At 71.7% G+C, this 12,942-nt stretch carries 13 protein-coding genes; 6 read left to right on the top strand and 7 right to left on the bottom strand.

What is annotated here, in order from left to right; translation table 11 throughout:
• The 3 genes from FLP10_RS11050 to FLP10_RS11040 are packed head-to-tail and all read right to left on the bottom strand — an operon-like array spanning position 1 to position 3,157.
• A complete protein-coding gene (locus FLP10_RS11050) occupies positions 1-954 on the bottom strand; it encodes a carbohydrate ABC transporter permease (RefSeq protein ID WP_149160908.1) in 954 nt (317 codons plus the stop codon).
• Positions 954-1,865: a carbohydrate ABC transporter permease gene (locus FLP10_RS11045; RefSeq protein WP_149160907.1), complete on the bottom strand. Its 912-nt coding sequence runs from the start codon at positions 1,863-1,865 to the stop codon at positions 954-956. The genes FLP10_RS11050 and FLP10_RS11045 overlap by 1 nt, the downstream gene beginning before the upstream one ends.
• Positions 1,862-3,157 (bottom strand): ABC transporter substrate-binding protein, encoded by a 1,296-nt coding sequence (locus FLP10_RS11040; RefSeq protein ID WP_149160906.1) that lies wholly within the window; start codon positions 3,155-3,157, stop codon positions 1,862-1,864. The genes FLP10_RS11045 and FLP10_RS11040 overlap by 4 nt, the downstream gene beginning before the upstream one ends.
• A gap of 208 nt (positions 3,158-3,365) precedes the next feature.
• On the opposite strand from FLP10_RS11040, the gene FLP10_RS11035 reads away from it, so the two are divergent.
• On the top strand, positions 3,366-4,397 hold the full coding sequence (locus FLP10_RS11035; RefSeq protein ID WP_149160905.1) for a LacI family DNA-binding transcriptional regulator: 1,032 nt from the start codon (positions 3,366-3,368) through the stop codon (positions 4,395-4,397).
• Positions 4,398-4,579: 182 nt separating this feature from the next.
• Here the strand turns inward: FLP10_RS11035 and FLP10_RS11030 are convergent, their stop codons facing one another.
• The 3 genes from FLP10_RS11030 to FLP10_RS11020 are packed head-to-tail and all read right to left on the bottom strand — an operon-like array spanning position 4,580 to position 6,758.
• Entirely contained in the window at positions 4,580-4,915 is a 336-nt protein-coding gene (locus FLP10_RS11030; protein WP_149160904.1) for a gamma-glutamylcyclotransferase family protein, read from the bottom strand.
• A gap of 46 nt (positions 4,916-4,961) precedes the next feature.
• Positions 4,962-5,903, bottom strand: coding sequence for a 5'-3' exonuclease (locus FLP10_RS11025; protein WP_149160903.1), 942 nt, complete (start codon positions 5,901-5,903; stop codon positions 4,962-4,964).
• Between the two features lie 27 nt (positions 5,904-5,930).
• On the bottom strand, positions 5,931-6,758 hold the full coding sequence (locus FLP10_RS11020) for an MBL fold metallo-hydrolase (protein WP_149160902.1): 828 nt from the start codon (positions 6,756-6,758) through the stop codon (positions 5,931-5,933).
• 47 nt (positions 6,759-6,805) lie between these two features.
• Here FLP10_RS11020 and FLP10_RS11015 point away from each other — a divergent pair, with 47 nt between their 5' ends.
• Entirely contained in the window at positions 6,806-7,846 is a 1,041-nt protein-coding gene (locus tag FLP10_RS11015) for an FUSC family protein (RefSeq protein ID WP_149160901.1), read from the top strand.
• A gap of 26 nt (positions 7,847-7,872) precedes the next feature.
• On the opposite strand, the gene FLP10_RS11010 is transcribed toward FLP10_RS11015, so the two are convergent.
• Complete coding sequence (locus tag FLP10_RS11010) at positions 7,873-8,097, bottom strand: hypothetical protein (RefSeq protein ID WP_149160900.1); 225 nt, start codon at positions 8,095-8,097, stop codon at positions 7,873-7,875.
• A gap of 185 nt (positions 8,098-8,282) precedes the next feature.
• On the opposite strand from FLP10_RS11010, the gene FLP10_RS11005 reads away from it, so the two are divergent.
• The 4 genes from FLP10_RS11005 to FLP10_RS10990 all read left to right on the top strand — a co-directional run bounded on the left by FLP10_RS11005 (position 8,283) and on the right by FLP10_RS10990 (position 12,935).
• Positions 8,283-9,395, top strand: a complete 1,113-nt coding sequence (locus tag FLP10_RS11005) for a carboxylate-amine ligase (RefSeq protein ID WP_149160899.1) — start codon at positions 8,283-8,285, stop codon at positions 9,393-9,395.
• The gene (locus tag FLP10_RS11000) at positions 9,392-10,312 is read left to right on the top strand and encodes a tryptophan-rich sensory protein (protein ID WP_210418385.1); all 921 of its coding nucleotides are present in this window, start codon (positions 9,392-9,394) and stop codon (positions 10,310-10,312) included. Before FLP10_RS11005 ends, FLP10_RS11000 begins: the two co-directional genes overlap by 4 nt.
• Entirely contained in the window at positions 10,309-10,968 is a 660-nt protein-coding gene (locus FLP10_RS10995; RefSeq protein WP_149160898.1) for an alpha/beta hydrolase family protein, read from the top strand. The genes FLP10_RS11000 and FLP10_RS10995 overlap by 4 nt, the downstream gene beginning before the upstream one ends.
• A 107-nt stretch (positions 10,969-11,075) precedes the next feature.
• The gene (locus tag FLP10_RS10990) at positions 11,076-12,935 is read left to right on the top strand and encodes a S8 family serine peptidase (protein ID WP_149160897.1); all 1,860 of its coding nucleotides are present in this window, start codon (positions 11,076-11,078) and stop codon (positions 12,933-12,935) included.
• The last annotated feature ends 7 nt before the right edge of the window (positions 12,936-12,942 follow it).

Genomic DNA, 12,942 nt, shown 5'->3' with positions numbered 1-12,942 from the left:
TCATCCCTTGAAGGCGCCCGACATGAAGCCGCGCACGTAGTGACGTTGGAGGATCAGGAAGAGCAGGATGCACGGCAGCGCAAGCACGACCACGCCGGCCTCGGTGGCGCCGTAGTCGACGACGCCCTGCACCTGGCCGCGCAGGTTCGAGATCGCCAGCGGCAGGGTCATGCGGTTCGAGTCGTTGATGAGGATGAGCGGGGCCATGAAGTCGTTCCACGCCGCGAGGAACGCGAACAGGCCCACCGTGATGAGCCCCGGCTTCACCGCGGGCACGAGCACCCGCCAGAGCACGGTCCACGAGCTGCAGCCGTCGACCATCGCCGCCTCGTCCATCTCGCGGGGGATCGACTCGAACGAGATCCGCATCATGAACATCGAGAACGGCAGCTGGAACATCGCGAGCACGAGCGACACCCCGACGAGCGAGTTCGACAGGCCCACGGTGTTGAGCAGCACGTACAGCGGGATGAGCAGCGTCGCGTACGGCACCATCAGGATCGCGAGCGTCGCGAGGAACAGCAGATCCTTGCCGGGGAACCGGAACCTGGCGAACGCGTACCCGCCGAGCAGCGACACCCCGAGCGTGAGCGCCACGGTCAGCAGCGACACGAAGACCGAGTTGAACAGGTACACCCAGACGCCCGCCTGGTAGTTCGCGAGCGTGATGTAGTTGCCGAAGCCCCAGCCGTCGGTCTGGTTCGTGCCGGCCAGCGGCGACACGCTCGATACGGCCGTCCAGATCAGCGGGTAGAGGAACAGCAGGGCGAGCGCGGCAGTCAGCACCCAATAGGGCGTGCGCAGCGCGATGCCCGCGATGGTGGTCGGATGCTTCCGGCGGCCGGGCCCGCCGCCCCGGCGGGCATGATGCGGCGCGACGATCGCGCGCGTCGAGTCGTCACGAGCCGGGTCGGCGGCGGCGGCGCGGGCCGCGCCGGTGCGAGTCAGGCTCATCAGTCCTCGGCCTTCCGGTTGAACGCGCGGATCTGCGCGACGTTGATCACGATGAGGGCGAGCAGCACGATCACGCTGAGCGCGCCCGCGATGCCCAGGTCGTTCTGGCCCTGGAACGCCACGTTGTAGATGAGCTGCACGATGGTGATGGTCGAGTTGTCGGGCCCGCCCTTGGTGAGGATGTAGAACTGCTCGAACGCGAGCAGCGACCCCGTCACGCACAGCACGGTGGTCAGCGCGAGGGTCGGGCGCAGCAGCGGGAGGGTGATGGTGCGGAACGTCTGCCACCGGGATGCCCCGTCGATGCGCGCCGCCTCGTACACGTCGTCGGGGATGCCCTGCAGGCCCACGAGCATGAGCAGCATGTAGAACCCCGCGTACCGCCAGACGATGAGGAAGATCGTCGACCAGAGCGCACCCTCGGGGGTGCCGAGGAAGGTGAACCCCCACGACTTCATCAGCCCGGCGAAGGGCCCGGCGATCGGCGAGTACAGCACGTAGAACAGCAGCGATGCGGATGCCAGGCCGAGTGCGCTGGGCACCAGGAACGACGTGCGCAGCAGGCCCTTCCACCTCGTCGACTCCTGTACCAGCAACGCGAGGCCGAGGCTCAGCGCGAGCAGGATCACCGTGGTGAGCACGGTGTACTTCAGGGTGAACCCGACCGAGTCCCAGAAGAACCGGTTGCTCACCGCGTCGGAGTAGTTCTGCGGGAGGTTCCACCCCTGGTTGCCGCCGAGCAGCGGCCAGTCGCTGGCCGACATCTGCACGACGAGCGCGAGCGGGATGAGGAACAGCCCGAGCACGAACAGCGCGGTGGGCAGGGCGTACAGCCAGCCGGCGAGCGCCCCGGTGGCGCGACGGCCACGTCGACGTTGCCGGAGCGCTGCCGGCTGGCTGAGGGTGCTCACTGCTGCAGCACCGCCGTGATCTCGTCGTTGTCGGCGTCGACGGTGTCGGTGCCCTCGAGCACGGCGTTGCGCACCAGCGTCAGCCACGGGCTGTTCGGCGCGTTGAACGCCTGCTGGAAGTTGATCGCGACGGGGGTGTCGCCGTTGCCGGCGACCTCGTTGATCGTGATCAGGCGCGGGTCCTTCTGCGAGTACTCGTTGTCGGCGAGGTCGCTGCGCGACACCACGTCGTTGTCCTTCGCGAGCACGCCGACCTGGGCGTCCTCCGACATCATCCAGCTGAGGAAGTTCCACGCCTGCGCGGCCTTCGTCGAGTCCTTCGACACGCCGATGCCGTCACCGCCGACGAACGTCGACCCGCCGCCGCCCGGCCCGGGGATGCCGGCCACGCCGACGTCGAACGGCGTCGACGAGAGCAGCGTCGCGGGGTAGAACATGAGCCCGACCTTGCCCTCGGTGAACCCGGCCGTCCAGGTGGGGCCGGCCTCATCCTTCGAGCTCGGCAGCACCGCACCCGACTCCCAGAGGTCGCGCCACGTGTCGTAGACCGCCTTGGCGGTGTCGCCGGCGAGCAGCGACTCGGTGCCGTCGTCGCTCAGCACCTCGTCGCCGTCGGCCCAGATGCTCGGGAACCAGGTGAACACGAGGCATCCGCCGCAGTTGAGGCCCGTCGCCGTGCCGTAGGTGTCGGGCTTGTTCAGCGCCTGGATGGCCTTGGCCCACTCGGCGTACTCCTCGAGGTTCGCGGGGCCCGATTCGGCGTCGAGGCCGGCCTCGGTCGCGAGGTCTTTGTTCCAGAACAGCATCGACAGGTCGAGCACGAACGGCAGCACGTGCTCCTTGCCGTCGAGGGTGCCGGCCGAGAGGTGGCCCTGGTTGATCTCGTCCTTGAAGTCGAAGCCGTCGATGTTCGCGGTGATGTCCTGGAACAGGCCCTGCTGCACCCAGTTCGGCACGTACACGATGTCGGCCGCGAACAGGTCGGGCAGGCCGTTGGAGCCGGCCGCCGCACCGACCTTGGCGACGTAGTCGTCGTTCGGCACGACGGTGAGCTCGACCTGGTTCTCGTGGCTGTCGTTGTAGGCCTCGACCAGGAGCTTCGCCTGCTTCTCGAGCGGCGCGCGAGTCCAGAGCGTGAGGGTCGAGCCGTCGTCGACGCCGTCGACGCCGGCGTCGGCCAGGCTCGTGCTGTCGCCGTCGTCGCCGCCCGAGCAGGCGGCGAGGCCGACGGTCAGGGCGCCTGCGGCGAGCAGCGCGATCACGCGCGTGCCGCGGCGGATGGATCGTCTCATCTGTGTTCTCCTAGCTCGTCGTTGAGCGGATCCGCACCGGACCCGGAATCTGTGATCGCATCGGCGGCCCGGATGCCTCGCGAGCGGCGTCTGCCGAAGACCTGGCGCCGCACGAACGAAAACACCGAAATGCCTTTCGGCACGCTACTCTGGGCGCTGTGCGGCCGTCAAGAGCCGTGTACCGGTAGCGTTTCAGCAGGGAGGTGCCATGGCGCGATCGGAGTCGGGCGGCAGCAGTCGAACCGCCACACTGAGCGATGTCGCCCGGTTGGCCGGCGTCTCGCTCGCCACCGCGTCGAAGGCCATCAACGGCCGCGACCAGGTCGCCGCCGCGACCCGCCGGCGCGTCATCGAGGCGGCCGAGTCGCTCTCGTTCACGCCGAACGCCCTCGCCCGCAGCCTGACCGCGGGGCGAACGGGCACCGTCGGCCTGCTCACGAGCGACCTCGAGGGCCGGTTCGTCATCCCGATCCTGATGGGCGCCGAGGACGCGTTCGGCGCGGGCCAGGTGAACGTGTTCCTGTGCGACGCCCGCGGCGACGCGATTCGCGAGCAGCATCACCTCAAGGCGCTGCTCAACCGACGCGTCGACGGCATCATCGTCGTCGGCCGGCAGACCGATCCGCGGCCGTCGCTCGGGCACGATCTGCCCGTGCCCGTCGTGTACGCGTACGCGCCGAGCGACGACGACACGGACGTCTCGGTCACCCCGGACAACGTCACCGGCGGTCGGCTCGCGGCCGAGCACCTCATCGCCACCGGCCGCCGCCGTATCGCGCACATCAGCGGCGACCCGGCCTACGCCGCGGCCCAAGACCGCACCGTCGGCGTGCAGGCCGCACTCGCCGACGCGGGGCTCGAACTCGTCGGCGACGTGCTGTACTCCGAGTGGACCGAGCACTGGGGCCGCGATGCATCCGCCCTGCTGCTCGCGAGCCACCCCGACGTCGACGGCATCGTCTGCGGCAGCGACCAGATCGCGCGCGGCGTGCTCGACACGCTGCGCGATCTCGACAAGCGCGTGCCCGAAGACGTCGCCGTGATCGGCTACGACAACTGGGAGGTGCTGGCTACGAACTCCCGCCCCGAGCTCACGAGCATCGACGCCAACCTCAAGCAGCTCGGCCGCGCCGCCGCGATGCGTATCTTCGACGCCATCGACGGCGCCGAGCCCGCCACGGGCGTGCAGTACCTGCCCGTGCGCCTCGTCATCCGCGGTTCCACGATCCCCCGCCGCTGAGCTGGCGCCGACCCACCCCGACGATCCGGGGCGGGCCGCCGGCCTGCGGCGCCGTAACGTGAGAAAACAGGATCAGCCGTCCCATGGCTCGCCTGGGGCGGGGAACGCGCGGTTGATCCTGTGTTCTCCCCGCAGGAAGCGGGTGCGCGCCCGGGGCGCGAGGTCTCGTCAGCTCGTGCGGATCAGCGCGCCGCGTACACCCACGCGTCGAGGCCCGACGCGAGTGTCACCGGCACCCGTGCGTAGTCATCGACCTCGTACGCGTCGGCGGCAGCGAGCTGGGCGGCCGTCAGCTCGAGCACCGCGCCCTCGACCCGATCGGCCGGGTCGCCGGTGCGTTCGAGGATCGGATGCTCCGCCTCACCGCTGAGCGCCACGACCGCGGGATCGGCGATGCGAAGCATCCGCAGCCGCCAGCCGACGAGCGCGTCGGCACGCGTCGGCAGCTGGCCGCCGAACGTCTCGCGCTGCACGTGGGGCAGGCGAAGGGTGCCATAGGAGAAGAGCCGTTCGACCACGCTGCGACCCTACCGGCCCGGCGACCGACCCCCGCCGGCGACGCTCCTACGCCCGCTCGCCCACCGCATCCAGCGCCGCGAGCACCCGCGCGACCGACCCGCCGAGGTTCCACTCGGTCGCGAGCTGCTCGAGCCGTGCGCGCGCGTCGCCCGCCACGGGTCTGAGCCGTGCGTCGAAGGGCGGCAGGTCGAGATCGCGCACGACGCGAACGACGGTGGGCGCGACATCCAGGTAGTCGGATGCCCCGAGCACCTTCGCGCGCACGCCCGCCGCCATGCCGGGCGCCCCCGACGCCGCGGCCTCGCGAATCCCGTCGAGGTCGACGAATTTCTGCAGGAGCCCGGCCGCGGTCTTCTCTCCGACGCCGGCCACGCCCGGCAGCCCGTCGGACGCATCGCCGCGCAGCACCGCGAAGTCGGCGTACTGCTCGGGCAGCACGCCGTACTTCTGCACGACGACGGCGTCGGTGAGCACCTCGAGCTTGCTCATGCCGCGAGCGGTGTAGATCACCCGCACCCCATCGGCGTCGGAGACGAGCTGGAACAGGTCGCGGTCGCCGGTCACGACGTCGACGGGGAGCCCCGCATCCGTCGCCAGCGTGCCGATGACATCGTCGGCCTCGTGCTCGGGCGCGCCGATCACCGTGATGCCGGCGAGCGCAAGCGTCTCGAGGATGAGCGGCACCTGCGCCTCGAGCGGGTCGGGCACCTCCTCGACGTCGGGCGCGGGGCCAGGCACGACCTGCGCGACCCGGTGCGCCTTGTAGCTCGGGATGAGTTCGACCCGCCACGCGGGGCGCCAATCGTCGTCCCAGCAGGCGATGAGGTGAGTCGCCTCGAAGTCGACGACGAGCCGAGCGATCATGTCGAGCAGCCCCCGCACCGCGTTCACGGGCGTGCCGTCGGCCCGCCGGATCGAGTCGGGCACGCCGTAGAACGCGCGGAAGTACAGCGAAGCGGTGTCGAGCAGCATGAGTCGGTCGGCCACGGGCCGATCCTGTCATGCCCGCGCCGCTCAGACCACCGTCGGCAGCCCCCGCTCGAGCCAGACGACCTTGTCCCGCACCGCGACGGACGCCTCGTCGAGCACCCGGCGGGCCGATTCGCCCGGCTCACGGAAGTGGGTCCACTGGTCGAAGTGCACGGGGACGACCGCGCGCGGCTGCAGCGAACCGATCAGCTCGATCGCACTCGACGCGGTCATCGTGTAGCGCGCCGACCCGGTCACGGGGAACTGCACGCCTCCGAGATGCACGACCGCGACATCGACGTCGAGCCGCGCAGCGGCGTCGCGCAGGCCCTCGTGCAGCACGCTGTCGCCCGAGATCCACACCGCGGTCTCGGGTGCGTCGCCGACCGACAGCGCGAAGCCGATCACGCTGCCGACGATCGGTCGCGCCCACGCCGGCCCGTGGCGGGCGGGCGTCGCGGTGACGGTGAGCGAGGCGCGCGCGCCGCCGTCGTCGGACGACTCGCCGTCATTGGGCGGGATGACCGCGGTCTCCCACGCGTGCAGACCGTGCGCACGCCGCAGGCCCTGCCGCTTCAGCCGCCGTGCCCCGGCGACGGTCGTGATCACCTCGCCGGCGCCCGGCAGCAGCGCTCGGCCCGCTTCGTCGAGGTTGTCGGCGTGCTGGTCGTGGCTGAGCAGCACCACGTCGACAGGCGGCAGGTCGGTCGAGGGCACGGCCGGCCCCTCGGTCTTCCTCGACGAGGTGCCCCATCCGAACGAGTAGGTTCGGCCGGGTGGATCGAAGGTCGGGTCGACGAGGATGCGCCAGCCCGCGAGTTCGATGAGCAGGGTCGGTCCGCCGATGCGGGTCAGGGTGGGCCTCCGCGCCATGGCCAGATGCTATGCCCCGGCCGGGCGCGCTGACTAGCGTGGATCGCATGGGATTCGCCGACACGCTGCGCGCGGCGAAGCGCCCGCCGATCATCCAGGTGGGCAAGGCCGCGGTCGCGACGATCGCTGCCTGGTTGCTGGCCGGATGGCTCGTGCCGGGTCAGCTGCCGGTGTTCGCCGCGATCGCCGCACTGCTGGTGGTGCAGCCGAGCGTGAACCAGTCGTTCGGCAAGGCGATCGAACGGTCGATCGGCGTCATCATCGGCGTGCTCGTGGCGACCGCCATCTCGCTCGTGCTGGGGCAGTCGAGCTGGATCGTGCTGCTCGCCGTGGTCGTCGCGATGGTGCTCGCGTGGGTGCTGAAGATGACCCCGGGCACCGCGAACCAGGTCGCGATCAGCGCGATGCTCGTGCTCGCGCTCGGCGCGTCGTCACCCGAGTACGCGCTCGCCCGTGTGCTCGAGACGCTCATCGGCGCGGCGATCGGCATCGTCGTGAACGCGCTCGTCGTGCCGCCGGTGGCGATCGCGCCGGCGCGTCGCGACCTGGCGCTGCTGGGCGGCGAGCTCGCCGCCTCGCTCGACCGGCTCGCCGCCGCGCTCGAGACGGCGCAGCCGCCCGCGGCGCGCGAGGAGCTGATGCTGCAGGCGCGGCTCATGCGCCCGATGCGCGACGCCGCCGACGCCTCGATCCGCGCGGGCGAGGAGTCGCTGACGTTCAACCCGCGCCGCTCGGCGCACCGCGAGGAGCTCGCGCACCTGCGCACCCTGCTCGAACGACTCGGCCCGATCGTCACGCAGGTGATCGGCATGACGCGCGCGTTCGTCGATCACTACGACGACGAGCTCTCGGCGGAGTCGACGGTGCCCGCGATCATCGAGCAGCTGCGTCGGGCGGCGCACGACGTGCGACTCGCCGTGCACCTCGCCGATGTGGTGCCCGACCCGCCGACCTCGGCGATCCCGGCGCTCACCTCGACGCTCGTCGTGAAACCGCCGCAGTCGACCCACTGGGTCGTGATCGGATCGCTCGTCGAGGACCTGCGCCGCATCCACGACGAACTGCTCGAGGAGCATCCGGGCGACTGAGACGGCGCTCGGGGTGACGCGCGGCGCTACACGAGCAGGTCGTGCACCGAGAGCCCCCACTCGAAGCCGCAGTCGCGGCAGTCGAAGATGGGCGAGTCGTCGGGGCCGGCGAAGCCGGGCACCGCCTCGACCTCGAGGTCGAGAGGGCCGTAGAGGATGACCCGCACGCCGGTCGAGCCGCAGCGCGGGCACGGGTCGTCGAGCACGGCGGTGCCCTCGGGGAGGACGTTCTGCTGCATCTGCTCGCTCATGGCGCCAACGGTACGCCGGGCCGCCGACATCGCCGCGACGAGCGACGCGCGTCGAGGCATCCGGTCGGAGCATCCGGTCGCGTCGGCCCGTGTCGCCGGATGTCTGCCACACCGGACGAACCGGCGCAAACGGTTGACACCCCATCCGAAGCCCCGCAGGCTCGTACAGAGTGACGGGAGGCGCCATGGCGACCACGTTCGGCATCGAGGAGGAGTTCATCTTCCTCGACCCCGTCACCCTGCGTCCGGCCGACGTGGCCGAGCAGGCGTTCGCGCAGCTGGCATCCGAACCCGCCTGGGCGCAGTACACCCACCGCGAGTTCCTCGCCTCGCAGGTCGAGCACGCTTCGCGCGTGTTCACCGAGCTCGACGACGCCGAGTCCGCGCTGGGCGCCTTCCGCCGCCGCATCGCCGACGAGGCGACCCGGCTCGGCACGCTCGTCGCGAGCACCGGCACGACCCCCGACGCGCACGCGTTCCCGGCGGTCGCACACCTCGAGCGGTACGAGCGCATCGTGCGCGATATGGCCGGCCTCATCGCCGATCACCAGTTCAGCGGCCTGCACGTGCACGTCGGCGTTCCCGACCGCGAGGCCGGGGTGGTCGCGCTGAACACCGTACGGCCGTGGCTGCCGCTGCTGACCGCGATGTCGGGCAACTCGCCCTTCTTCCGCGGCTTCGACACGGGGTACGAGAGCTGGCGCACCATCCAGTTGCGACGCTGGCCGACGGCGGGGTCCCCGCCCCGGTTCCGCGACGCGAACGACTACGACCGGCGCATCCAGGCGCTGCTGGGCATGGCGGGCATCAGCGACGTGCACCTCATCATGTGGAACGTGCGGCTCAGCGAGCAGCTGCCGACCATCGAGTTCCGCATGGCCGACGCGCAGCTCACCGCCGAGGACACACTGCTCATCGCCGCGGTGTGCCGCGGCCTCGTCGAGTACGCGATCGACACCGCCGGCGGCCCGCCTCGCGAGGCGGACATGCCGGCCGAGCTGTTGAGCGCGGCGGTCATGCACGCCGCACACACGGGCCTGCGCGGTCTGATGTACGACCCGGCGACCCGCGACCTGGCCGACGCGCGGGTCGTGCTCGAGCGCCTGCTCGAACGTATCGGGCCGTACCTCGAACGCTCGGGCGACGCCCCACGGGTGGCCGATCTGGTCGCGCGGCTGCTGCAGGCGGGCACCGGGGCCATCCGCCAGCGCGCGGCGTTCCGGCGCGGCGGCACCGAGGGCCTCGAGCGGCTGTTCGCGGCGACGATCTGCAACGACCCCGATCGCCGGGCGGCGTGAGCGACGGGGCGGGCGACACCGAGGGGGTGGTCGCGGCGACCCCGCCGCCGACTGCGGCGCCCGCGACCGGCGCCGACATCGCGAGGGTCTTCATCGTCGCGGTCACCGCGGTGGTCGCGATCGCGGGCGCGGTGCTCGGTTCGGGCGCGTTCGGCGGCACGCCGGTGCAGGATGCCGCGGGCGGAGCCCTCGACGCGGATGCCACGCTCATCGCTCCCGCCGGAGCGGCGTTCTCGATCTGGTCGCTCATCTACGTCGGCCTCGTCGCGTACGCGGTGTGGCAGGCGCTGCCGTCGCAGTGGGCGTCGGCACGTCACCGGCGGGTCGGCTACCTCGTCGCGGCATCCCTGCTGTTGAACGCGGCGTGGATCCTGGTCGTGCAGGCCGGTCTGCTCTGGCTCAGCGTCGTGGTCATCGCGGTGCTGCTCGTCGTGCTCGGCATCGCGTACGCGTCATGCGTGCGCAACCCACCGCGTCGACTGGCCGACGCGCTCCTCACCGACGGCGTGATCGGGCTGTACCTCGGCTGGGTGAGCGTGGCGACCGCGGCGAACCTCACCGCCGCGCTCGTCGCCGCGGGCTTCGACGGCTGGGGCATCCCGTCCGCCGCCTGGGCGATCGCGGTGCTCGCGCTGCTGACGCTCGTGATGATCGCGCTCGCCGCGTTCAGTCGCGGCGGCCTCGCCCCGATGCTGTCGGCGACGTGGGGCCTCGTGTGGATCGCGGTGGGTCGCCTCGCCGGCGAACCGGCGTCGTTCGCCGTGGGCATCGCGGCGATCGTCGCGGCGGTCATCGTCGCGGGCACCACGCTCGCGATCCGGTTCGTCGCCGGTCGGCAGCGCAGGCTCGGTCCGATCCTCGACGACAGAGCGGATGCTCCGCGGCACGCGAGCGGGCCCGGCATCCTGGACCAGTGACCGACGAGACCCGCCTCACCATCGACGTCGACGGAACGCCGATCGGCGCGATCGCCGCACGACCCGGCGGGGCGACCGCCACGGTCGTCGTGGCGCATGGCGCAGGCGCGGGCATGGAGCATCCGTTCCTGTCGGGGTTCACGCGTGCGTTGAACGCGCTCGGCCTGGCCACGCTGCGGTTCAACTTCGCCTACATCGAGCAGGGCCGACGGATGCCCGGCCGCCCGCCGGCCGCGATCGCCGCGTGGCGCGCCGTCATGCAGTACCTGCAGGCGGATGCCGCGGGCCCGGTGTGGGCCGCGGGAAAGTCGTACGGCGGGCGGATGGCGTCGATGGCGGTCGCCGAGGGCATGCCGGCCGCCGGGCTCGTGTTCCTCGGCTATCCGTTGCACCCGCCGGGCAAGCCGGCGCAACTGCGCGACGCGCACCTGCCGGGGCTCACCCTGCCGATGCTGTTCGTGCAGGGCGCGAACGACCCGTTCGCGACGCCGAACGAGCAGCTCGACGAACTCGCCTCGCGGATCGGTCCGAACGCGGTGGTCGACTGGATCGAGGGCGGCGGACACTCGTTCGAGGTGAGGGGCCGCAAGCGCCCGCCCGCCGAGGTCGCCGCCGACCTCGCCCCGCGCGTCGCCGCGTTCGTGCGCGCCCACTGACGCCGCGCCCACCACGGCCTGCCCCCCCCCCCCGGCCGCGGGTGACGTCGGCCTCGGCGGCCTGCTAGCTTGTGACCGTCCATGGGATGGACCGGCTGGGGGGCCGCATGACACGACGGGCATTCGTCCCTTGCACGATCGCGGTTGCCCTGCTGTCCGTCGCGACCGCGACGGCGCCCGGACCGACCGGCGCGAGCGCGGCCGCGACGCCCGAGGATGCGTCGTGCCGCATCATCCCCGTCGAAGCCGACGGACCGCACCGGTCGGCGGAAGCCCGCGCGGCGTTCGGCGTCGACGGCACCGGCGTGACGGTGGGCATCATCTCGGATTCGTTCGCGACCGCGCCCGGCCTGTTGACGACACCCGAGCAGGATGTCTCGATCGGATCCCTGCCCGGCCCCGGGAACCCCTGCGGGTACGAGACACCCGTCGAGGTCCTCGCCGACGGACCCGGCTCGGACGAGGGCCGCGCGATGGCCCAACTCGTGCACGGCATCGCACCGGGCGCGAGGCTGCTGTTCGCGACGACCGGCATCGACTCGCTGGGCCGGACGACCCCTCTTCACATCTTCCACGCCGTCGAGTTGCTCGTTGCGGCGGGCGCGGACATCATCGTCGACGACATCGGCGAGGAGCTCGACCTGTACTTCCAGCAGGGCATCACCTCGGCGATGATGCGGGCGGCCGCCGCTGCGGATCCCTCACTCATGTTCTTCAGCTCGGCCGGCAACGACAACGTGCTCGGAACCCCGGGCACGTCCGTCGCCGGCCGACCGGTCGGCTCGTGGCAGACCCCGGCCTACCGGCCCGTGGAGTGCCCCGAGTGGGCCGTCGACGGCACCGAATTGGACTGCCTGGACTTCAGCCCGACGGGCGATGGCGACGCCACCTACGGCGTGACGACCGGCGCCGAGACGCAACTCCTCTCCACCCTGCTGCACTGGGCTGAGCCGATGACCACCGGGCCGCCGACGCCGTCGTCCTTCGAGCTCCGGGTCTACGACGCCCAGCACGCGCTGGTCGGCGAGGCCCCGCAGCATCGCACCTTCCTGCCCGTGGCGAGCTTCGAAGCCGCTGACGGCCCGATCCTGCCTGCGGGCGACTACGAGATCGTCGTGGCCCGTACCGCCGCCGCCGACGAGTCCGCGCGTCCGGCGATCTGGATGATGCCCTTCCTCCGGCACCGCGCGTTCACCATGGCCCCCGAGTACGGCGTGAGCGCGGGCCCCGACCTGGTCGGGCCGACCACCTACGGGCACCCGGCGCAGGGCACCGCGATCGGCGTCGGCGCGGCCGATTGGACGACGCCCGACGTGCCCGAGGTCTTCAGCTCGATCGGACCGGGCATCGAGCTGTTCACCCCATTCGACGAACCGTTGCCGGCAGAGGTCGCCGACACGCCGGTACCCGTCATCCCGGCGGTCCGATCGGCGGCCGCCGTCTTCACCGCGGCGCCGCTGCCCGAGCCGATCGTGACGACGGCGCCGCAGATCACCGGCGTCGACGGCACCCAGACCTCCTTCTTCGGGTCGCGAGACGACCAGAGCGCTCGCCGCTTCTCCGGGACCTCCGCATCGGCACCGCATGTGGCCGCGATCATGGCGCTCGCGAAGTCCTACTCGCCGGCGACCTCGCGCGAGGAACTCCGCCGGTTGCTGCTCGAGACCGCGACTCCCATGACCAACCCGTACGCGCAGTTCGGCTTCGAGGACGCGAATGTCATCGGAACCGGCCTCGCCGACGCCTACGCGCTGCTCGCCGCGCTCCCGGCGCCGCACACCGCGGCGCCGACACCACCCGCTGCACCCACGGCTCCCGCTGCACCCGTGCAGCTGCCCGCCTCGGGCCCCGATCCCCTCCCGGCCCTCGCCGCGGCGACGCTGCTCGCATTCACCGGGCTGCTCGCGGTGCTCCAGCGCCGTCGGCGCCCTTCGCGGAACGCCCGGGCGGGGCGACTCGCGCGATGAGCGCGAG

Source organism: Agromyces intestinalis, from assembly GCF_008365295.1.
GTDB classification, from domain to species: domain Bacteria; phylum Actinomycetota; class Actinomycetes; order Actinomycetales; family Microbacteriaceae; genus Agromyces; species Agromyces intestinalis.
This window is presented reverse-complemented; position numbering and strand designations above follow the sequence as displayed.